Annotated in this window: 19 protein-coding genes, 1 tRNA gene and 1 pseudogene; 14 read left to right on the top strand and 7 right to left on the bottom strand. The window is 64.0% G+C overall.

Annotated elements, in window-relative coordinates; translation table 11 throughout:
• Positions 1-2 precede the first annotated feature (2 nt).
• Entirely contained in the window at positions 3-1,457 is a 1,455-nt protein-coding gene (gene selA / locus EBQ26_RS00235; RefSeq protein ID WP_122237025.1) for an L-seryl-tRNA(Sec) selenium transferase, read from the bottom strand.
• 207 nt (positions 1,458-1,664) lie between these two features.
• On the opposite strand from selA, the gene EBQ26_RS00230 reads away from it, so the two are divergent.
• Positions 1,665-2,321, top strand: a complete 657-nt coding sequence (locus EBQ26_RS00230) for an NYN domain-containing protein (RefSeq protein WP_122237024.1) — start codon at positions 1,665-1,667, stop codon at positions 2,319-2,321.
• Positions 2,322-2,420: 99 nt separating this feature from the next.
• Here EBQ26_RS00230 and EBQ26_RS00225 read toward each other — a convergent pair whose 3' ends face one another.
• On the bottom strand, positions 2,421-3,284 hold the full coding sequence (locus EBQ26_RS00225; RefSeq protein WP_122237023.1) for an AraC family transcriptional regulator: 864 nt from the start codon (positions 3,282-3,284) through the stop codon (positions 2,421-2,423).
• Positions 3,285-3,409: 125 nt separating this feature from the next.
• Here EBQ26_RS00225 and EBQ26_RS00220 point away from each other — a divergent pair.
• A pseudogene (locus EBQ26_RS00220) lies at positions 3,410-4,714 on the top strand (2-isopropylmalate synthase); the annotation flags it as partial.
• Positions 4,715-4,723: 9 nt separating this feature from the next.
• Here the strand turns inward: EBQ26_RS00220 and EBQ26_RS00215 are convergent.
• A protein-coding gene (locus tag EBQ26_RS00215) for an IS5 family transposase (protein WP_122237022.1) occupies positions 4,724-5,519 on the bottom strand; the annotation gives its coding sequence in 2 pieces (ribosomal slippage) (positions 4,724-5,258 and positions 5,257-5,519; 798 coding nt in all).
• Positions 5,520-5,562: 43 nt separating this feature from the next.
• Here EBQ26_RS00215 and EBQ26_RS00210 point away from each other — a divergent pair.
• The 3 genes from EBQ26_RS00210 to EBQ26_RS00200 all read left to right on the top strand — a co-directional run bounded on the left by EBQ26_RS00210 (position 5,563) and on the right by EBQ26_RS00200 (position 6,950).
• Positions 5,563-5,925, top strand: coding sequence for an alpha-isopropylmalate synthase regulatory domain-containing protein (locus tag EBQ26_RS00210; protein WP_122237021.1), 363 nt, complete (start codon positions 5,563-5,565; stop codon positions 5,923-5,925).
• Positions 5,926-6,101: 176 nt separating this feature from the next.
• Positions 6,102-6,299: a CsbD family protein gene (locus EBQ26_RS00205; protein ID WP_122237020.1), complete on the top strand. Its 198-nt coding sequence runs from the start codon at positions 6,102-6,104 to the stop codon at positions 6,297-6,299.
• Positions 6,300-6,446: 147 nt separating this feature from the next.
• Positions 6,447-6,950 carry an isoprenylcysteine carboxyl methyltransferase family protein gene (locus EBQ26_RS00200; protein WP_122237019.1) on the top strand — a complete coding sequence of 168 codons (504 nt, stop codon included), beginning with the start codon at positions 6,447-6,449 and terminating at the stop codon, positions 6,948-6,950.
• A gap of 2 nt (positions 6,951-6,952) precedes the next feature.
• Here EBQ26_RS00200 and EBQ26_RS12795 read toward each other — a convergent pair whose 3' ends face one another.
• Complete coding sequence (locus EBQ26_RS12795; protein ID WP_238944073.1) at positions 6,953-7,192, bottom strand: hypothetical protein; 240 nt, start codon at positions 7,190-7,192, stop codon at positions 6,953-6,955.
• Between EBQ26_RS12795 and EBQ26_RS00195 the strand changes: the two genes are divergently transcribed.
• The 3 genes from EBQ26_RS00195 to selD all read left to right on the top strand — a co-directional run bounded on the left by EBQ26_RS00195 (position 7,091) and on the right by selD (position 9,679).
• Entirely contained in the window at positions 7,091-8,410 is a 1,320-nt protein-coding gene (locus EBQ26_RS00195; protein WP_122237018.1) for a BaiN/RdsA family NAD(P)/FAD-dependent oxidoreductase, read from the top strand. The two genes, EBQ26_RS12795 and EBQ26_RS00195, sit on opposite strands and share 102 nt — an antisense overlap.
• Positions 8,411-8,434: 24 nt before the next feature.
• Positions 8,435-8,530 (top strand) — tRNA-Sec (locus EBQ26_RS00190).
• A 63-nt stretch (positions 8,531-8,593) separates the two neighbouring features.
• Positions 8,594-9,679, top strand: a complete 1,086-nt coding sequence (gene selD / locus EBQ26_RS00185) for a selenide, water dikinase SelD (RefSeq protein ID WP_122237017.1) — start codon at positions 8,594-8,596, stop codon at positions 9,677-9,679.
• A 32-nt stretch (positions 9,680-9,711) separates the two neighbouring features.
• On the opposite strand, the gene EBQ26_RS00180 is transcribed toward selD, so the two are convergent.
• Positions 9,712-10,464: an alpha/beta fold hydrolase gene (locus EBQ26_RS00180; RefSeq protein WP_122237016.1), complete on the bottom strand. Its 753-nt coding sequence runs from the start codon at positions 10,462-10,464 to the stop codon at positions 9,712-9,714.
• A gap of 30 nt (positions 10,465-10,494) precedes the next feature.
• Positions 10,495-11,274, bottom strand: coding sequence for a phosphoglycolate phosphatase (gene gph / locus EBQ26_RS00175; protein ID WP_122237015.1), 780 nt, complete (start codon positions 11,272-11,274; stop codon positions 10,495-10,497).
• 172 nt (positions 11,275-11,446) lie between these two features.
• On the opposite strand from gph, the gene rodA reads away from it, so the two are divergent.
• From rodA to EBQ26_RS00145, 6 genes are all read left to right on the top strand, one after another.
• Positions 11,447-12,628, top strand: coding sequence for a rod shape-determining protein RodA (gene rodA / locus EBQ26_RS00170; RefSeq protein ID WP_122237014.1), 1,182 nt, complete (start codon positions 11,447-11,449; stop codon positions 12,626-12,628).
• Between the two features lie 158 nt (positions 12,629-12,786).
• Positions 12,787-13,848, top strand: a complete 1,062-nt coding sequence (locus EBQ26_RS00165) for a sulfate ABC transporter substrate-binding protein (RefSeq protein ID WP_122237262.1) — start codon at positions 12,787-12,789, stop codon at positions 13,846-13,848.
• A gap of 128 nt (positions 13,849-13,976) precedes the next feature.
• Complete coding sequence (cysT, locus tag EBQ26_RS00160) at positions 13,977-14,840, top strand: sulfate ABC transporter permease subunit CysT (protein WP_122237013.1); 864 nt, start codon at positions 13,977-13,979, stop codon at positions 14,838-14,840.
• Positions 14,837-15,862, top strand: a complete 1,026-nt coding sequence (cysW, locus tag EBQ26_RS00155) for a sulfate ABC transporter permease subunit CysW (RefSeq protein ID WP_238944030.1) — start codon at positions 14,837-14,839, stop codon at positions 15,860-15,862. The genes cysT and cysW overlap by 4 nt, the downstream gene beginning before the upstream one ends.
• Complete coding sequence (locus EBQ26_RS00150) at positions 15,859-17,031, top strand: sulfate/molybdate ABC transporter ATP-binding protein (protein WP_122237012.1); 1,173 nt, start codon at positions 15,859-15,861, stop codon at positions 17,029-17,031. Before cysW ends, EBQ26_RS00150 begins: the two co-directional genes overlap by 4 nt.
• A 163-nt stretch (positions 17,032-17,194) precedes the next feature.
• Positions 17,195-18,595 carry an SLC13 family permease gene (locus EBQ26_RS00145; RefSeq protein WP_122237011.1) on the top strand — a complete coding sequence of 467 codons (1,401 nt, stop codon included), beginning with the start codon at positions 17,195-17,197 and terminating at the stop codon, positions 18,593-18,595.
• An 85-nt stretch (positions 18,596-18,680) separates the two neighbouring features.
• On the opposite strand, the gene EBQ26_RS00140 is transcribed toward EBQ26_RS00145, so the two are convergent.
• Positions 18,681-19,748 carry an MBL fold metallo-hydrolase gene (locus EBQ26_RS00140; RefSeq protein WP_122237010.1) on the bottom strand — a complete coding sequence of 356 codons (1,068 nt, stop codon included), beginning with the start codon at positions 19,746-19,748 and terminating at the stop codon, positions 18,681-18,683.
• Between the last annotated feature and the right edge of the window lie 504 nt (positions 19,749-20,252).

Raw genomic sequence — 20,252 nt, 5'->3', positions numbered from 1 at the left:
ATTCATTTTCCTTTGATTGGTAATTGTGCTGCATACCCCAGCGCCTGCCCCAAGGTGGCGAGTTGGGCGGTGAAGGCGGCTTCCTCCTGCGCGCTCAGGCACCGCAAGTCCAGCCACAGCGCATCCTGGGCGATGCGGCCGATGATGGGGCGGGGCAGTTGGCGCAGCGCTTCTTCCAGGCGCAGCAGTTGGCGGCCACGGCCTTTTTTCGCGCCCGGGCGCACGGCCAGGGCGTAGCTGGGCAGGGTGTCCACGGGCAGGGCGCCGCTGCCGATCTGGCTGAACACCGGCTCGGCCTGCACGGCCCAGGCATCGCCCAGCGCGGCTTGCAGCAGCGGTTGCAGCGCCTGGGCCTGGCGGGCGATTTCGGCCTGGTTGCGGGTGAGCAGGCGCAGCGTGGTCAGGCGCTGGGGTAGCAAGTCGGGCATGCGGTAGAGCTGCAGCACCGGCTCCAGCGCGGCCAGGGTGAGTTTGCCCACGCGCAGCGCGCGCTTGAGCGGGTTTTTCTTGATCTTGGCGATCAAGTCCTTGCGGCCCACGATCAGCCCGGCCTGCGGGCCGCCCAGCAGCTTGTCGCCGCTGAAGGTGACGACGTCGGCCCCGGCGGCGATGGTCTGGCGCACCGTGGGCTCGGGCGGCAGGCCCCATTGCGCCATGTCCACCAGCGTGCCGCTGCCCAGGTCCACGGCCAGGGGCAGGCCGTACTGGCGCGCGATGGTGGCGGCTTCGGCCTCGCCCACAGCCTTGGTAAAGCCCTGCACGGCGTAATTGCTGGTGTGCACTTTCATCAGCAAGGCGGTGCGAGGGCCGATGGCGTTGGCGTAGTCGTGCGCGTGGGTGCGGTTGGTCGTGCCCACCTCCACCAGCTTCGCGCCCGCGCGGGACATGATGTCGGGGATGCGAAAGGCCCCGCCGATTTCCACCAGCTCCCCGCGCGAGACGATGACCTCCCGGCGCGCGGCCAGCGCATGCAGCGTCAGCAGCACAGCGGCGGCGTTGTTGTTGACGACGGTGGCGGCCTCGGCCCCGGTCAGCTCGCACAGCAGCGGGGCGATCAAGTCGTCGCGGTCGCCCCGGCCGCCGCTGGCGATGTCGTATTCCAGATTGGCCGGCGCAGTCAGCGCGCGCACCACGGCCTGCACGGCCTCATCGGGCAACAGGGCGCGGCCCAGGTTGGTGTGCAGCACCGTGCCCGTGAGGTTGAAGACGGCCTGCAGGCGCGGCGCAAAGCGGGCCTGCAAATGCTGCCGGGCCTGCGCGGCCAGGGCATCGGGCGTGATTTGCGCTGCGGTCAGTTGCCCGGCGCGCATGGCCGGGCGCAAGGCATCGAGACAGGCGCGCGCCGCCTCGGTACAGGCGGCCGTGCCCCAGGTAGCGACCAGCGCCTGCATGGGCGGCGCGGCCAGCAGCTTGTCCAGCGCGGGCAGGCGGAGTGTAGGGTTCGCAGAAGTGGCCATCAAGGAGGTTTTTTAAATCAAAAGAAATTATTGTTGTTTCTCTTTTATGGTTTTTGGGAGGCGAAGCATTCAAAGTATCACTTTGGACAGCTTGCGCAGGCAAGAGTCCGCCCGTACAATCGCCCGCCATCCAGCCCTTAGCAGTACGCGATACACCTATTTGGTATTTGCCGAACCTCTGGGCTTTTCTTTTGCCTGTATTTTTCTATGCCTACAGCCATATTGATTGATGGGGGCTACTTCATCAAACGCTTTCGCGCGATTGAGCCTCACAACAAATACGACGCGAGCCGGGCGGCGGACGTGGCCTTTCGCTGTGCGCTTAGCCATTTGCGTGAAAAGGATGCGAGGCACGCGAGTGTGCTGTATCGCATTTTTTTCTACGACTGCCCGCCCGTCAGCAAAAAAATGCATTGGCCTCAATCGCGTAAGGCCGTGGACTTTTCCAAATCGGAAGAAGCGCTGTTTCGTTTGGCCTTGCATGAGCGCTTGCGCAAGAAGCGCAAGGTGGCGTTGCGCTTGGGCACGTTATCGCATGTCGAGTGGGCTATGCGGCCTGGCGTTGCCATGGATTTGGCCAAGGGCAGAAGGCAGGTGCAGGATGTGAGCGATGAAGATTTCGAGCTGTCCGTCAGGCAAAAAGGCGTTGATATGCGCATCGGGCTTGACATTGCGTCCATCGCTTTCAAAAAACAGGCGAAAAAAATCGTTTTGTTCGCAGGAGACTCCGATTTCGTGCCTGCGGCCAAGCTGGCCCGGCGCGAGGGCATTGATTTCGTGCTTGACCCCATGTGGCGAGAAATCTCGCCTGACCTGCACGAACATATAGACGGCCTACGCTCAACCATACGGCGTCCTGCTTGAGGGAAGGGCTGCCCTGCGGTGCACGACGCCCATCCTTTCCAGACCGGGTGGCAGAAGGGGCAGCGGTCCATTTTGTGCGTGGCTAGGAGCGCCCCGCGTTCACCGTTTGCTAGCCACGAACTCCGACGGCGTGCAGCCAAAGTGTTTGCCGAAGGCCACGGTGTAGGCGCTGGGGCTGCCATAGCCCGATTGCAGCGCGGCCTGGGTGATGGGGGCGCCGCCCAGCAGCAGGGGCAGCGAGTGCAGCAGGCGCATTTGCTGGCGCCATTGGCCAAAGCCCAGGCCGGTGTGCTGGAGAAAGCGCCGCTGGAAGGTCTTGGCGCTCATGGCCGATTGCGCGGCCCAGGCGGCGGCCTCGCGGGTGTCGCCGGGCTGCGCCAGCAATTGCGCGCAGACGCGCGCCAGCCTGGCATCGGCGGGCCAGGGCAGGTGAAAGGGTCGATGAAGGGGCTGATGAAGGGCGCGATGAGGGGGCCGGCTGGGCGTGGCCGCGTGGCCATCAGGCCCGGCGTTGAGCTCCGTCACCAGCAATTGGCCCAGCAACTGCGCGCGCGGCGTGGGCGGCTGGGCTGGATCGACCAGGGCCAGGGCGGCAATGAGCTCGCGCAGCAGGGCTGAGGCGTGCAGCACGCCGTCGTGCGCGGGCAGGGCTGGCCCATGCGCGGGGTGAATGAAGACGCCATAGGCGCGCACGGCCACAGGGGTATGCAGGCGATGGGGCACGCCCGGGCGCAGCCAGACGGCGGCCGTGGGCGGCACCAGCCAGTGCCCAGCGGGGGTCTGCACCCGCAGCACCCCTTCAGCGGCATACAGCACATGCCCGCAGGCGTGCTGGTGCTCGGGCACGCTGTGGCCGGCGGGGTAGCGCACGGCTACGCAGGTGGCGGGCAGCGGGCTGTGCTCGTGCAGGTGCAGATTGAGTGCATGCGCGGCGCGCTCAGGGGTAGGGGCGGTGTATCCCATGGCTCAATGGATCAAGACAGATGTCCATTTTGCAAAAGAATCTGTCTGTTTTTCTGTAGATGGCCAGATGGCGCCTGCCTACAGTGCCTGCTCTTCATGAACAGACCACTGCACGCCATATGCCCATGCTGACCCGCCCCGCTGCCAAATACCCTGCTTTTGCCCCGATTGATTTGCCCGAGCGCCAATGGCCTTCGCGCACGCTGGTGCAGGCCCCCGTCTGGCTGTCCACCGATTTGCGCGATGGCAACCAGGCCCTGTTCGAGCCGATGAACCGCCAGCGCAAGCTGCAACTGTTTCAAGAACTGGTGCGCATGGGCTTCAAGGAGATTGAAATCGGCTTTCCCGCCGCCTCGCAAACCGATTTCGAGATCGTGCGCCATCTGGTGGAGCAGGGCCTGATCCCTGAGGACGTCACGCCCATGGTGATGTGCCAGTTGCGCGAGGATTTGATCGAGCAGACCGTGCGCAGCGTGCAGGGCGCGCGCCGCGTCATCGTGCATCTGTACAACGCCATCGCCCCCGTGTGGCGCGAAGTCGTGTTCGGCATGGATGTGCCGCACATCATCGCGCTGGTCGAGTGCCACATCGCCTTGCTGCGCCGCCTGACCGAGCAGCAGCCGTACACGCAATGGGTGCTGCAATACTCGCCCGAGACTTTTTGCATGGCCGAGCTGGACGTCTCCCTGGCCGTGTGCAACGCCGCCATCCGCGCCTGGGATGCCAGCGCGGCGCGGCCCATGATCGTCAACCTGCCCACCACGGTGGAAGTGAGCACGCCCAACGTCTTTGCCGATCAGATCGAATGGATGCACCGCCGCCTGGATCGGCGCGAGCACATCACGCTGTCCGTGCACCCGCACAACGATCGCGGCACCGGCGTGGCCTGTGCAGAGCTGGCCCTGCTGGCGGGCGCGCAGCGCGTGGAGGGCTGTTTGTTCGGCAATGGCGAGCGCAGCGGCAACGTCGATCTGGTCACGCTGGCGCTCAACCTCTACACCCAGGGCATCGCGCCCGGGCTGGATTTTTCCGACATCGCTGCCGTGGCCCGCATCGCCGAGCAATGCACGGCCCTGCCCATCCACCCGCGCCACCCTTACGTGGGCGATTTGGTTTTCACGGCTTTCTCCGGCTCGCACCAGGACGCCATCGCCAAAGGCTTTGCCGCCCAGCGCCCCGATGCGCCCTGGCGCGTGCCCTACCTGCCCATCGACCCGCAAGACCTGGGCCGCACCTACGACAGCATCGTGCGCGTCAACAGCCAATCGGGCAAAGGCGGCATCGCATTTTTGCTGCAACGCGATCATGGCGTGCGCATGCCGCGGCGCATGCAGGTGGAATTCAGCGCCATCGTGCAGCAGGCGGCCGATGCCAGCGAAACCGAACTCTCCAGCGCGCAACTGTGGCAATTGTTTGCGCAGACTTATCTGAGAACCTGTTCAAAATCTTTTGAGGATGAGCGCCAGGAAAGCCAAGTGGATGAACTGCAAGCTGGTATTGAGCAGGCGCTCGCAGTTCTTCCACAAGCGTCTGTTCTTTTCCAGCCAGGCAAAGCTGCGCTCCACAACCCAGCGCTTGGGCATCACCTTGAAGGTGTGCAACTGACTGCGCTTGGCGATCTGCACGTTGACGTGCCCGCCCAAAATGGCTTGCACGCCCTGCGCAAAAGGTTTGCCCACATAGCCGCTGTCACACAGCAGGCCTTGCACGCGCTTGCATGCAGGTTGGCAGCGCTGGAGTGCCTGTAGTGCGCCTTGGCGGTCTGTGATGTTTGCAGTCGTCACGGCAATGGCGTGGGGCAGGCCTTGGGTATCGACGGCGATGTGACGTTTGATGCCTGAAACCTTCTTGCCTGCGTCATAGCCTTTGTGGCCAGCGGTGTCACTGCCCTTGACGCTCTGTGCGTCCACGATCAAGAAGGCGCTGCATGCGTTGCGCGCCTGTTTCTCGCGGGCCGCGCCAACTTGATTTTTTTAAAGCCTGCTGCAGCAAGCTGGCGCCTTGTTCATTGGGCTGGCTCCAGATCTGGAAGTAGGCGTGTACGGTGCGCCATTTGGGAAAGTCACTCGGCAGAGCTCTCCATTGGCAACCTGTGCGCAGCAGGTACAGCACGGCGCAGAACACCTCATACAGATCCACCGTGCGCGGGCGGGTGCTTTTGCGCGCGCTCTCCAGCAAAGGGCGCACATGCTCAAATTGCTCTGGGCTGATGTCGCTTGGGTATTTCGCTCTCATGCAAAGAGCATAAACAAATTGGCAAAAAGATTTTGAACAGGTTCTGAGCGCCGATGGCGGCTATCTCGGCCATCGCCTGTTTGACGCCGAAGGCGGCCAACAAGGCATCGAGCTGCGCCTGCAAGGGGTGGATGGCCAGCCGCAAACCCGGCGCGGCGTGGGCAGCGGCCCGGTGGAGGCCGCCGTGGCCGCGCTGGGCCTGCCGCTGCGCATCGACAGCTTCGAGCAAAAAAGCCTGGGCCACGGTGCTCAGGCCCAGTCGCTGGCCGTCATCGAGGCTGCCTGGCCCGGCCAGCCCGGCACGCGCTTTGGCGCAGCCTTGCATGCCAACACCGCCACGGCCGCCGTGCGTGCGGTGCTGAGCGCGGCCGCGCGCTGGGGCGAGAGCGGGAGAAAGGGAAATTGAATACTGTGCAAATGCCCAATGGGGCAGTGTTTTGGTAATACCAATTGAATGGTCTGAGATGGGTATATGCGCTTTGTAAATCCATTCGATTTGATTGGATTGGAGGCTTGTGTTATAGTTGCCACTCGGTTTGACATTCAAGCCGTTTTCTTCTTGACTTAGGAAAGGATAATGCGATGAATATGGATATCGTTGAAGGCAAGTGGGAACAGCTCAAGGGTAAAGCCAAAGAGAAATGGGGCAAGCTGACGAATGACGATTGGACTGTCATCGAAGGCAAGCGCGATCAAATGGCCGGTCTCATTCAAGAGCGCTATGGCCGTGCCAAGGATGAAGTTGAAAAAGAAATTGAAGACTGGTTCAGGGATAATTAATCCGCGTTCACTGAACGCCGCTTCACAAGAATCCGCCTGAGAAGGCGGATTTTTTGATGGCGTGCTGAGTTGGTGCTTTCAGCGCCTGTATCGTTTCCGTGTGAGTCAATGCCCCTTCGAGAGGGGTGATTTTTTTGGTTTTTTGTGATGATTGCTGTCGTTTTCTTTCTGATTTTTGGTATTCGCCTGATTTCGCTGTCGATTTCGATTAAAAATGAAAAGCGCCTTATTGCTGAAGGGGCCAGGCAATATGGAGAGAAAAACTCCAAACTGCTTTCGGTTGCGCACGTGGTGTATTACTTTGCGGCCTTGGGCGAATCGTATGTGCGCGGTGCGCAGTTTGATGCGGTTTCAGCCGCAGGCACGGCTTTGCTGGTGTTTGCGCTGGGGATGTTGTTTTACGTGATCCATGCGCTGGGCAGTGTGTGGACGGTGAAGCTGTATATCCATCCTCAGCACAAGATGAATCGCAATTGGTTGTTCCGCCATGTGCGCCATCCCAATTATTTTCTGAATATCTTGCCCGAGTTGATTGGCGTGGGGCTGCTGTGCCATGCCTGGGGCGTGATGGCGGTGGGCTTGCCCATTTACGCCGCGATTTTGGCGGTACGTATCCGCCATGAAAATGAGGCGATGCGGCATTTGTGGTGATTTCAATCAAGAGAAATATGAATTATTGCCAAACATGCCGAAACAGGGTTGTTTTTTTGCTTTTTGATTGGTAAATAAAAAGGGGTTGTGCGGTGGTGGCATGCGTTTTGGGCACTGGGGCGCTGCGGCACAATCGGGCGATGCCATTTTTTGACGTCATTATCCTGGGCGCTGGCGCGGCGGGGCTTTTTTGTGCGGCCCGCGCCGGGCAGCGGGGTTTGCGGGTGCTGCTGATCGACCATGCCGAGCGCGTGGCGGAGAAGCTGCGCATTTCTGGCGGCGGGCGGGCCAATTTCACCAACCGCGATTTGGATCCGGCCGCGCCGCAGAAATACTTTCTCAGCGCCAACGCGCATTTTTGCCGCTCGGCCCTGGCGCGTTTTACGCCGCAGGATTTCATCGTGCTGGTGCAACGCCACGGCATCGGCTTTCATGAAAAGCACAAAGGCCAGTTGTTTTGCGACCGTTCGGCCAAGGATTTGATTGCCTTGCTGCTGGCCGAATGTGACGCGGCGCAGGCCCACGGCGGGCAGGTGCAGCGCTGGCAGCCTTGCGCGGTAGAGCGGGTGGAATGGATTGGCGAGACGGTCGGTGAAGGTGCTGCTGCAGGCGGAGGCCGCGCGCGCGCGAGGCGCACGGGGGAGGGCGCGCCGTGCTACGCCGTGCACACCGCGCGCGGTGTAGTGCGGGCCGGGGCGCTGGTGGTGGCCACTGGCGGCCTTTCTATCCCGGCGATTGGCGCGAGTGGGCTGGGGCTGGAGATCGCTCGGCAGTTTGGCCTGCCCATCGTCCCCACGCGCCCGGGCCTGGTGCCGTTGACGTTCGAGGCGCAGGCCTGGCGCGCGTTCGCGCCGCTGGCGGGCTTGTCGCTGCCGGTGCGCGTGGCCACGGGCGAGGGCAAGCAGCGCATGGCGTTCGAGGAGGATTTGCTGTTCACCCACCGCGGCTTGTCTGGCCCGGCGGCGTTGCAGATTTCCAGCTATTGGCAGCCTGGCGCGGCGCTGAACATCGATTTGGCCCCGGGGCAGGATTTGGAGGCGGCTTTGCTGGCGGCCAAGGCCAGCTCGCGCCGTTTGATCGCCAATGAATTGGCGCAATGGTTGCCCGCGCGGCTGGCCGATGTGTGGGTGCAGCCCCACGCGGCGTGGCAACGCCCGGTGCATGAGGCCAGCGACAAGGCGTTGCGCCAATTGGCCCAAAGCCTGCATGCCTGGCGCGTCACGCCATCGGGCACGGAGGGCTACCGCAAGGCGGAGGTGACGGTGGGCGGCGTGGATACGCGCGCGCTGTCGTCACGGACGATGCAGGCGCGCAATCAGCCGGGGCTGTATTTCATTGGCGAGGTGGTGGATGTCACGGGCTGGCTGGGCGGCTACAACTTCCAATGGGCCTGGGCCAGCGCGGCAGCGTGCGCGGATGCGCTGGCGCAAAGCGGCCAGGGTGGCGCAGCGCCTGAATGAGCAAACGTACAATCGGCGGCGCAAGGAAGGCATACGCACCCGGTGGTGCGCCCGGGCTTCAAACCCGGTAGGGGGTGTCAGACGCTCCCTGGTAGGTTCGACTCCTGCTGCTTTCCGCCAGTTTTTGTTTGAAGCCCCATTCGATGTGCGGATGGGGTGTTTTTTTATCTGGAGGGGGCGGCTATGGCCTCGGATGTTTCTTCTGCCGGCGCGGCGCAAGCGCCGCGTTTGACTTCGCTCTCGCATGGGGGCGGTTGCGGCTGCAAGATCGCGCCGGGGGTGCTCAGCGCTTTGTTGGAGGGCAGCCGCTTGCCGTTGGCGCAGGCGTTTCCGCAATTGCTGGTGGGCAGCGAGACGGCCGACGATGCCGCCGTCTATCAAATCAACGAGCGCCAGGCGGTGGTAGCGACGACGGATTTTTTCATGCCCATCGTCGATGACCCCTTCGACTTTGGCCGCATCGCCGCCACGAATGCGCTGTCGGATTTGTACGCCATGGGCGCAACGCCCCTGTTTGCGCTGGCGATTGTGGGCATGCCCATCAACGTGCTGCCGCACGCGACGATTGCGCAGATTCTGCAAGGCGGCGAGGCGGTGTGCCGCGAAGCCGGGATTGCGCTGGCGGGCGGGCACTCCATCGACTCGGTGGAGCCGATTTACGGGCTGGTGGGCATTGGCATCGTCGATCCCGCGCAGCTCAAGCGCAATGCCACGGCGCGCGCGGGCGATGTGCTGATTCTGGGCAAGCCGCTGGGCGTGGGCATTTTGTCGGCGGCGCTGAAGAAAAACCTGCTGGACGCCGCTGGCTATGCGCAGATGGTGCAGGTGACCACGCAGCTCAACCGCCCCGGCAGCGCGCTGGCGACGCTGGCCGATGTGCATGCGATGACGGACGTGACCGGCTTTGGCCTGCTGGGCCACACGCTGGAGCTGGCGCGCGGTGCGGGCTTGCAGGCGAGCATCGACAGCGCACGCCTGCCCTTGCTGCCAGGCGTGCGGCAGTGGGCGCAGCAGGGGGTGGTGACGGGCGCTTCGGGGCGCAACTGGCAGTCTTACGGCGCGCAGGTGGCGCTGCCCGCCGGGTGCGATGCGGCCACGCAGGCGATCCTGACCGATCCGCAAACCTCCGGCGGCTTGCTGGTGGCCTGCGCGCCGCAGGCGGCGCAAGCGGTGCTGGGCGTGTTTGCCGAGGCCGGGTTTGCGCACGCCGCCATCATTGGCAGCATGAAGCAGGGGGCGGAAGGGGCGCCCGGGGTGCAGGTGGTGTGAGGCGCTACGGGCGTCGCGTTATGGGTGGTGCGCTATGGGGCGGTGATCTGCCCGTGCGCCAGCAGGCCATCCAGCCATTGGCATAGGGCAGTGGTGACGGCTTCGGGCTGCTCCAGCGTGCTGAGGTGGCCGCAGTGGGCGATGGTGCGCAGTTGTGCGCCGGGGATGGCAGCGGCGATTTCGGCGGCGACTTCGGGCGGGGTGATGGCATCGGCATCGCCCACGAGAACGAGGCTGGGGCAGGCGATGCGCGCGAGCGCGGGGCGCGAATCGGGGCGGCTCATGATGGCGGTTTGCTGGCGCACGAAGGCGTCCACGCCGGTTTCCTGCGCCATCGCCTGCACGGCGGCGCGCAGGGCGGCATCGTCGGCGCGGCTGGGGTGGACGGAGCGCGGGTAGTTCATTTCCACCGCCAAGGGTAGCTTGCCCTGCTGGGCGAGCGCCACCATGCGCAGGCGCTGCTGGCGGGCCTCGTCGGAGTCGGGGCGGGCGGAGGTGTCCAGCAAGGCCAGGGCCAGTACGCGCTCGGGTGCCTGGCGTAGGATTTCAAAGGCGATGTAGCCGCCCATCGACAAGCCCATCAGCACGAACAGCGGCGGCGCGCTTTGCAGGATGTGCGCGGCCATTTCGGCCATGTTTTCGCCGTGCGTGGGCTGGGCGATGGTGACGGGGCCGTAACGCCACAGGGCGGGGAGCTGGGGCGCGAACAGCCGGGGCGAGCAGGCCAGGCCGGGGATGAGCAGCAGCGGCAGGCTGGGGGCGGGCGTGGGAGTGGCGGCAGGCATGGCTGGATCTGGATGGCTGGGGCGATGGCCTCAAAGCGACGCGGGCGAGGCGTTGGCGTTGCTGTTGGCGTGGTGGTTTGGGGCGCGCTGGGGCAAGGCGGCGGCGATTTCGGCGATGGAATCGGCATAGCCATCGGCGGCGACGGTTTCGATCGGCTCGCCGTGGTTGAAGCCGTAGCGCAGCAGCACGACGGGGCAGCCCGCAGCCTGGGCGGCGAGGGCGTCGTTGCGCGAGTCGCCAATCATCAGCGTCTGTGCGGGCGGCACACCCAGCCGCGCGCAGGCTTGCAACAGCGGGTAGGGATCGGGTTTGCGCTTTTCAAAACTGTCGCCGCTGTAGAGAAATTGCACCCAGCCATCCAGCCCGGTGGCCGCCAGCAGCGGGCGGGCCAGGCGGCCGGGTTTGTTGGTGACGATGGCCATGGGCAGGCCCTTGGCGGCCAGCGCTTGCAGGCCCTCGCGCACGCCGGGATAGACCTTGGCCATGTGCTGGCTGGCGGCATCGTCGTAACCGGCGAAGTACACCTGCATGGCGCGCTCGAACAGCGCTTGCACGGCGGCCTCGTCGTGCGGGCGGGCGGCGGCGCGCAGCGCGCGGGCCAGGACGGTGCGCACCAGGTGCTCCGAGCCTTTGCCGATGGTGACGGCAATGGTGTGGCGGTCGGTGCCGGGCAGGCCCAGCTCGGCCAGCATGTGGCCCAGGGCGTGCTCGAATTCGTCCAGTGTATCGATGAGGGTGCCGTCCAGATCGAGCAAGACGGCCTGGATGCCGGGCAGGGCGGCAAGGCGGGTGAGGTCAGGGCTGTGCATGGTGAGGGAGGGAGGATGTATTTTATATATCAAAAAGAAATAAAAATTGCATATTTCGGCATGTCTGTATTCAAATTATTTTTACTTTTGATTGAAATGCAAAAGAGCGCCGGGTGGGCGGGGCATGGCGAGCCACGCGCTATCTGCAACAGGCTCTGAAGATAATACGGCGATGCACACCACCCTTAACCAAACCCCGTGGCCGCAGCGCTTTCTGGGGCTGTTTCAGCGCTTTGACGGCTGGCTGATCGCCGCCATTCTTTTTCTGGCCTCGCTGGGGCTGATTGCGATGTACTCGGCCGGGTTTGACCACGGTGAACGCTTTGGCGCACATGCGCGCAACATGCTGCTGGCGGCGGCGATTTTGTTTGTGGTGGCGCAGTTCCCGCCGCAAAAAATCATGCTGCTGGCCGTGCCGTTGTTTGTCGTCGGCGTGCTGCTGCTGCTGGGGGTGGAGGTGGCGGGCATCACCCGCAAAGGCGCGCAGCGCTGGGTGAATGTGGGCATCGTCATCCAGCCCAGCGAGATCATGAAAATCGCCGCGCCGCTGATGCTGGCCTGGTGGTTCCAGTTGCGCCCGCCGCCGCTGCGGGCCACGGATTTCATCGTCGCCGCGCTGCTGTTGGCCGTGCCCGTGGGGCTGATCTTGCGGCAGCCCGATCTGGGCACGGCCTTGCTGGTGCTGGCGGCGGGGCTGACGGTGATCTTCTTCGCCGGCCTGTCCTGGAAGCTGGTGGCCCCGCCCGTGCTTCTGGGCCTTGGGGGCATTGCCTTGATCGTCGCCTTCGGCGACACGCTGTGCCAAAGCGGCGTGGATTGGGTGGTGCTGCACGACTATCAGAAAACGCGCGTGTGCACGCTGCTGGACCCCTACAAAGACCCGCTGGGCAAGGGTTTTCACATCATCCAGGGCATGATCGCCATCGGCTCGGGCGGGGTGTGGGGCAAGGGCTTCATGGCCGGCACGCAAACGCATCTGGAATTCATCCCCGAGCGCACGACGGATTTCATCTTCGCCGCGTTTGCCGAGGAGTTTGGCCTGGCTGGCACGCTGGCCTTGCTGATGGGCTTTTTGTTCCTGATCTACCGCGCCTTCATCATCGCCATGCGGGCCAAAACGCTGTTTGGCCGCCTGATGGCCGCTGCGGTGGCGATGATTTTTTTCACTTACGCCTTCGTCAACATGGGCATGGTGATGGGCGTGCTGCCCGTGGTGGGCGTGCCGCTGCCCTTCATCAGCTACGGCGGCACGGCCATGGTGACGCTGGGCCTGGCGCTGGGGATTTTGATGGCGGTGGCGCGCGATGCCGCCATTGAGCCGCCCACGATTGAGTTTCTGGCGCGGCCACAGTGAGCGGGACTGGGCCAGCAGCGCGGCGTGTGCGCGGAAAAGGCCAATAGCGCATATGGCTTTAACGCATATGGATAGAAGATAAATGTCGTTCCGTTTCTGAAGCGCGCTCTCCACAATCGCGGCCTTTGTTGGTTTCTGTCAAGAAAGTGATGGCTGTGATGAATCGTTCCCTGCTCCCTGTTTTGCGGGCTTTCCCCGGTTCGGGCGTTTTGCGCTCTTTGCGCTCTTTGCGGGTGTGGGCCGTGGCGGCTGGCGCCCTGGTGGCTTTGACGCCAGCCCAGGCGCAGCAGAGTTTGCTCAATGCTTCTTACGATGTGGCGCGCGAGTTTTACCGTGAGATCAACCCGGCGTTCGTGCAAAGCTACCAGCAGCAAACGGGGCATGCGATCAAGGTCGATCAGGCGCATGGCGGCTCCAGCGCGCAGGCGCGGGCGGTGCGCGAAGGTTTGCAGGCCGATGTGGTGACGATGAATACCACGACGGATATCGATTTTCTCGCCGACAACGGCCTGGTGGCCAAGGATTGGGCGCAGCAGTTTCCGCACGATGCCGCGCCGACGACTTCGACGATGCTGTTTCTGGTGCGCAAGGGCAACCCCAAGGGCATTCGGGATTGGGCCGATTTGGTCAAGCCGGGCGTGCAGGTGGTGGTGGTGAACCCCAAAACGGGCGGCAATGGCCGCTATGCCTATCTGGCGGCCTGGGGGGCGGTGCTGGAGGGCGGCGGCACGCCCGAGCAGGCGCGTGAATTCGTGGCGCAGCTTTACAAAAACGTGCCGGTGCTGGGCAAGGGCGGGCGCGATGCGACGGCGGTGTTTTTGCAGCGCAACATTGGCGATGTGCTGGTGACGTTCGAGTCGGAGGTGTTGTCGGTCGAGCGCGAGTTCGGCAAGGGCAGGGTGGATGTGGTGTATCCCTCAGCCAGCGTGCTGGCGGAGAACCCGGTGGCGCTGGTGCAGCCGGTGGTGCAGAAAAAGGGCACGGAGCAGGCGGCGCGGGCGTATTTGCAGTTCCTCTACAGCGAGCAGGCGCAGGAGATTGCTGCGCGCCACGGTTTGCGCCCGCGCTCGCAGGCGGTGCTGGAGCGGCATGCGCAGCAGTTCAAGCCGATCAAGCTGTTCCGTGTGCAAGAGCATTTCGGCTCGCTGGGGCAGGCGCAGAAGGTGCATTTCAACGATGGCGGCGAGTTCGACCGGCTGTATGGCGCGGGGCAGCGTTGAGCTTTCATTTCAATCAATGGAAATTCAACTTCAATACTAATTTGCCGAAACAAGGTAATTTTATTTCCTTTTGATTTGTAATAAAGAGGGTGGCAAGCGCTGCCTTCAGCTTGCGGGGCGACTGTTTCATGTCCTTTTCATCTTCTGCCCACGCGCCGTTGCGCCGGGGGCGCGTGCGGGTGCTGCCAGGCTTTGGCCTGACGATGGGCTACACGCTGTTTTATCTGGGGCTGATCGTGCTGCTGCCGCTGGCGGCCTTGCTGGCGCAGGCGGCGCAGTTGAGTTGGGAGCAGTTTTGGCAGGCGGTTTGGGCGCCGCGCGTGGTGGCTTCGTACAAGCTGACCATTGGCGCGTCGCTGCTGGCGGCGCTGGTCAATCTGGTGTTCGGGCTGCTGATTGCCTGGGTGCTGGTGCGCTACCGCTTTCCCGGCAAGCGGCTGGCCGATGCGTTGGTGGATTTGCCCTTTGCCCTGCCCACGGCGGTGGCGGGTATTGCGCTGACGGCGCTGCTGGCGCCCAACGGCTGGCTGGGCCGGTGGCTGGAGCCTTTGGGCGTGCAGGTGGCGTTTGCGCCTGCGGGCGTGGTGGTGGCGCTGATCTTCATCGGCCTGCCGTTTGTGGTGCGCACGGTGCAGCCGGTGCTGGAGGATTTCGAGCGCGAGCTGGAGGAGGCGGCCAGCAGCCTGGGCGCCTCGCGCTGGCAGACGTTTCGCCGCGTGATCCTGCCCGCCATCCTGCCCGCGCTGCTCACGGGCTTTGCGCTGGCGTTTGCGCGGGCGCTGGGTGAATACGGCTCGGTGATTTTCATTGCGGGCAATATCCCGATGGTTTCCGAGATCACGCCGCTGATCATCATCGGCAAGCTCGATCAGTACGACTACGCGGGCGCAACGGCGGTGGCGTTGGCGATGCTGGCGTTTTCCTTTGCCATGCTGTTTGTCATCAACGGCCTGCAAGCCTGGCAGCGCCGCGCCACGGGGGGCAAGACATGAAAAAAGACATGACGGCGACGGCCGCCCCCGTTGCGCCTGTCGCCGTGGCGGTCCCGCGCGCGCGGGCGCTGACGGACGAAGCGCCTTGGGTGCGCCGCAGCCTGATGGCTTTGGCGCTGGCCTTCATGGGGTTGTTTCTGGTGTTGCCGCTGCTGGCGGTGTTTGCCGAGGCGTTTCGCCAGGGCTGGGGGGCGTTTGCCAGCGCGTTTGAGTCCAGCGATACCTGGGCTGCGGTGCGGCTGACGCTGCTGACGGCGCTGATTGTGGTGCCGCTGAACATCGTCTTCGGCGTCATGGCTGCCTGGGCCATTGCCAAGCACGAGTTTCGTGGCAAGGCGTTTTTGATTACCTTGATCGATTTGCCGTTTTCCATCTCGCCCGTGGTGGCGGGGCTGGTGTATGCGCTGCTGTATGGCGTCAACGGCTGGTTGGGGCCGCTGCTGCAAGCCTGGGATGTGAAGGTGATTTTTGCCACGCCGGGCATTGTGTTGGTGACGGTGTTTGTCACCTTCCCCTTCATCGCGCGCGAGCTGATTCCGCTGATGCAGGCCCAGGGCGAGCAGGAGGAGCAAGCCGCCATCGTGCTGGGCGCTTCGGGCCTGCGCACGTTCTGGAGCGTGACGCTGCCCAATATCAAGTGGGGGCTGATCTACGGCGTCATCCTCTGCAATGCGCGGGCGATGGGGGAGTTTGGCGCGGTGTCGGTGGTCTCGGGCCATATCCGCGGGCAGACCAACACCATCCCGCTGCATGTGGAAATCCTCTACACCGATTACCAATCCGTGGCCGCGTTCTCGGTGGCCACCTTGCTGGCCCTGCTGGCGCTGGTGACGCTGGCGCTGAAAACCTGGGCCGAATGGCAGCACGAGGCGCAGATGCGCCAAGCCGCCGCCTTGCCGCCGGAAAACCCCCGCGCCGCCGAGCAGGCCCCGGCCGTGGCGCAGGCCCAGCGCGGCGCCTGGGCGCGGCCTGCAGCGGCGGCGCGGCCCGATTCAACCCCTCATCCAGGAGCACACGCATGAGCATTGAAGTGCGCAACATCAGCAAAACCTTTGGCGATTTTCACGCCCTGCGCGATGTGAATTTGGAGATCGCCTCGGGCGAGTTGCTGGCGCTGCTCGGCCCCTCGGGCTGCGGCAAAACCACGCTGCTGCGCATCATCGCCGGGCTGGAAGCGCCCGACCATGGCGCGGTCTGGTTCTCGGGGCGCGATGCCACCCATGTGCATGTGCGCGATCGCCAAGTCGGCTTCGTGTTCCAGCACTACGCGCTGTTTCGGCATATGACGGTGTTCGACAACGTGGCCTTTGGCCTGAGCGTCAAGCCCCGCAGCCAGCGGCCCAGTAAAGCGCAAATCCGCGACAAGGTGATGCGGCTGCTGCAACTGGTGCAGCTCGATTGGCTGGCCGATCGCTTTCCTGCCCAGCTCTCGGGCGGGCAGCGCCAACGCATTGCCTTGGCGCGCGCCCTGGCCGTGGAGCCGCAGGTGCTGCTGCTGGACGAGCCTTTCGGCGCGCTCGATGCCAAGGTGCGCAAGGAATTGCGCCGCTGGCTGCGCCGCCTGCACGAAGAATTGCATGTGACCAGCATCTTCGTCACCCACGATCAGGAGGAGGCGCTGGAGGTGGCCGACCGCGTCGTCGTCATGAACCGCGGCCGCATCGAGCAAGTGGGCACGCCCCAGCAGGTGTGGGACGACCCGGCCAGCCCCTTCGTCTATGGCTTTCTGGGCGATGTCAACCTTTTCCACGGCCGCGCCAGCGCAGGCCACGTCAGCCTGCCGGGCTTTGCACTGCAAGCCGCAGCGGATGAGTTGCAAGACGGGCAAGCCCTGGCCTATGTGCGCCCGCACGAGCTGGAGGTGCAGCCCTGGCATGCCAGCCCAACCGGGGCGGGCGCCGCCGTGCAAGAGGCTGCCGCGCCGCAGGGCCTGCGTGCGCGCATTGCACGCGCCATCGTCGTTGGTCCGCTGGCGCGGTTGGAGCTGGTGGCCGAACCTGACAAGGAACAGGGCGCTGATGCTCTGCTGGAAAACCCGCTCCCGCACGGCCACCTGATCGAGGCGCAAATGGCGGCCGAGCGCTACGCCGAGTTGGACTTGGGCGAGGGCGATCTTGTCTGGGTCAAACCCCGCCGCGCCCGCGTCTTTGTGCAGCAAGAGGCGCTGGAGAGCGCAGGTTCGGGGATTTGAGAGCTGCCCGCCCCGCGCACTGCTGATGGAGATCGTGCGGGAAAGCCCTTTCCTGAGAGCCTGTATTCAAATGTAAAATTTTTCGGCATCTGCCTGGCCGCGCAGCCGATTGCACAGTGGCCAGGCAGGCTGTTTTTGCATGCAACCTTCTCAGGAGAGCTTCATGGATACCCATTACCCCGTCTCCCAGCCAGCGCCGGAGGAAGGCAAGCAGCCGAGCAGCTTGCGCGGCCTGCTGATAACGCTGATTGCCGCTGTGTTGGCCTTTGGGCTGTACCACGTGCTGCCGTATCCAGACATGGTCAACCGCGGCTTGGCGATTTTGCTTTTCGTTGCGATTTTGTGGTTTACCGAGGCCTTGCACATCACCGTCACGGCCTTGATGGTGCCTTTGCTGGCGTTGCTCTTTCACATCCCGGAGATGAACACCAAGTCGGTGCTGGCGCATTTTGCCGATCCGATCATCTTCGTCTTTTTCGGCGGCTTTGCCCTGGCCACCGCACTGCACATCCAGAAGCTCGACCGCAAGATCGCCCTGTGGGTGATTTCCCTCTCGCGCGGCAGCATGCTGGCGGCAGCGCTGCTGATTTTTGCCGCCACCACCTTCCTGTCCATGTGGATCAGCAACACGGCCACCGCCGCCATGATGCTGCCGCTGGCTTTGGGGTTGATGGAGCACGTTGACCGGGACAAGCAGCGCAGGACCTTCGTTTTCGTGCTGCTGGGCGTGGCCTATTGCGCCAGCATCGGGGGCATGGGCACCTACGTTGGCTCGCCGCCCAACGGCATCGCCGCGCGGGCGCTGGGGCTGGATTTCAACGGCTGGATGAAGCTGGCCATGCCCATCATGCTGTTGCTGCTGCCGACCATGCTCATTGGCCTGTATGTGGTGCTGCGGCCCGACTTCAGCCAACGCGTCAACACCGCGCAAACAGAGGTCATCCCCTGGACGCTGCACCGCGTGCTCACCGTGGCCATCTTCTTCATCACAGCGGCGGCCTGGATCATGGGCAGCCGCATTCAAAAGGCCACCGGCATTGCCTCCATCGACAGCTTTATCGCCCTGGCTGCCGCCGTGGCCGTCGTGCTGCTGGGCACGGTGCAGTGGCGCGACGTGGTGCAAAACACCGACTGGGGCGTGCTGCTGCTCTTTGGCGGCGGCATCGCCCTGAGCGCGGTGATGAAAAACTCCGGCGCTTCCACCGCGCTGGGGCAGGCCGTGGCCGATGCGTTTGGCCAGGCTCACCCCTTTATCGTTGTGCTGGTGGTGGCCGCCTTCATCATCTTCCTGACCGAATTCACCAGCAACACCGCTTCGGCGGCTTTGCTGGTGCCCGTCTTTGGCGGCATCGCCGTGGAGATGGGCTTGCCCAAGGAAATGCTGGTGATGGTGATCGGCATCGGCGCCTCGTGCGCCTTCATGCTCCCCGTGGCTACCCCGCCCAATGCCATCGTGTTTGGCTCCGGCTTGATCCGCCAAAAGGAAATGATGAGCGCAGGCTTGGTGCTGAACCTGCTCTCGGTCGCGGTGGTCTCGCTGTGGGCGTATTTCTTCTTGCCGTAAGAGGGTATGAATTATCAATCAAAGGAAAATAAATCTGCCTGTTTCGGCATGTTGCAGTTAAATTGAATTTTCCTTTGGTTGGAATTCAATCCTTTTGGCCTTGACGCTGCGCACGGCGCGGGCCAGCGCAAGAGTCGATGCGCTGGCCGCTTTGCAGCGAATACACCTCGCAATCCTGCGCAAAGGCCAGCGGCCCGCGGTAGTGCTGGCGGATGGCCGCAGCCGTTTCTGCGTGCGCACCATCGGTGCGGCGCATGAAGTGCGACAGCACCAGGCTGCGGCTGCCCGTGTGCTGGGCGATGCGGCCAATCTCGCCCGGCGTCATGTGCAGGTGCAGCGCCACCTCGTCGTGGCTGTGCTCGGGCACGGCGTTGTGGGCGATGAACACATCCGCGCCCTGGGCCAGCACATCCAGCGTCTTGCCCGCGTTGCTGGTGTCGCCCGAAACCACCACTGCGCAGCCGTCTTTTTCCACCCGCCAGCCCAGCGAGGGCATGGGGCCGTGCTCCACCGCAATAGCCTTGAGCGTGAAGCCCGCCACCTGCGTGCTGAACAGCTTGGGCTGCGCGTGGCTGGCATCCACCGCCACGGGCTTGAGGGCAAAGCCCGCTTCGCCCGTGAGGAAGTCCGACAGGTAGGGGTACACGCCCTTGTCGCCAAACTGGCGCTCTACGAACAGCGGCGTGGTGGGAATGGTGGCGCTGCCCGTGGGGCCATACAGCGGCAAATCGGCGCGGCGGTTGGTAAAGAACGCGGCCTTGACCAGCGCAGGCAAATCGTTGGAATGATCCACGTGAAAGTGCGTGAACAGCAGCGCGTGCAAATCCTCAATGCGCCCGCCCGCGCGCTCGAAGTTGAGCGAAGCGCCCGCGCCGAAATCGATGATGAAGCGCGCCTTGCCGTCCTCACGCACCAGGTAGCCGGTGGAGGCGCGCTGATCGCTCAGCTCCGGCCCGCCCGAGCCGAGCACCACCACATCCAGCCGTGCGTTGCGACAAGTGCAAGCGGCTTCAGTCGCAGTCTGCTCAGGCGCGCGGGCTGTGGCCTGGGGCGCGCCATCTGCCGCAGCGGGCGCGGCCAGCGTCAGGCACACGCCCAAGCAGGCCGCCACTGGGGCGCAAAAAGAGAGAAAGGGGGGTAAACGTAAAGACATGGGAAGCAAGCCACCAGGCTTTGGCCGGGTGCTGGTCTGGCCGGACGGTGAAGCGGGTTTCATCGCTCGCATTTTTGGGCTTTGTGCGGGCTTTTGTTGGGCTGCACCGTGCCCTGGGAAGGATTAGCCAACTGGCGAAAAAAGAAGCCGCCCCAAGGGCGGCTGATGTTTTTGCAATGCACCGAGGGTGGTGCCCGAGGCCGGAATCGAACCGGCACGGCCTTGCGGCCGAGGGATTTTCGTCCCACTTCGGCTTTCGCCGCCAGCGCGTGTGCGCTGTTCGTGGGCTGGAGCACGCCTTCGCCATAGCTGGACAGCCTTAGGCGCCCGCCGTCTGCTCTCTACACCTTCCTGGCGATGGGCGCTTGTGCGCCATCACCGGGCTTGGCTCGGCGTTGGCTCGGGTTGGGAGACCCAGGGCGTTCGCCGAGTTTGACGGGCTTCACTTCGGGCGTTTCCGCGCCGAAGGCTCAAATGGTTTAAGTCCCTTGTGTCTACCTGTTC

The organism is Allofranklinella schreckenbergeri, assembly GCF_003703475.1.
Classification (GTDB): domain Bacteria; phylum Pseudomonadota; class Gammaproteobacteria; order Burkholderiales; family Burkholderiaceae_C; genus Lampropedia; species Lampropedia schreckenbergeri.
This window is presented reverse-complemented; position numbering and strand designations above follow the sequence as displayed.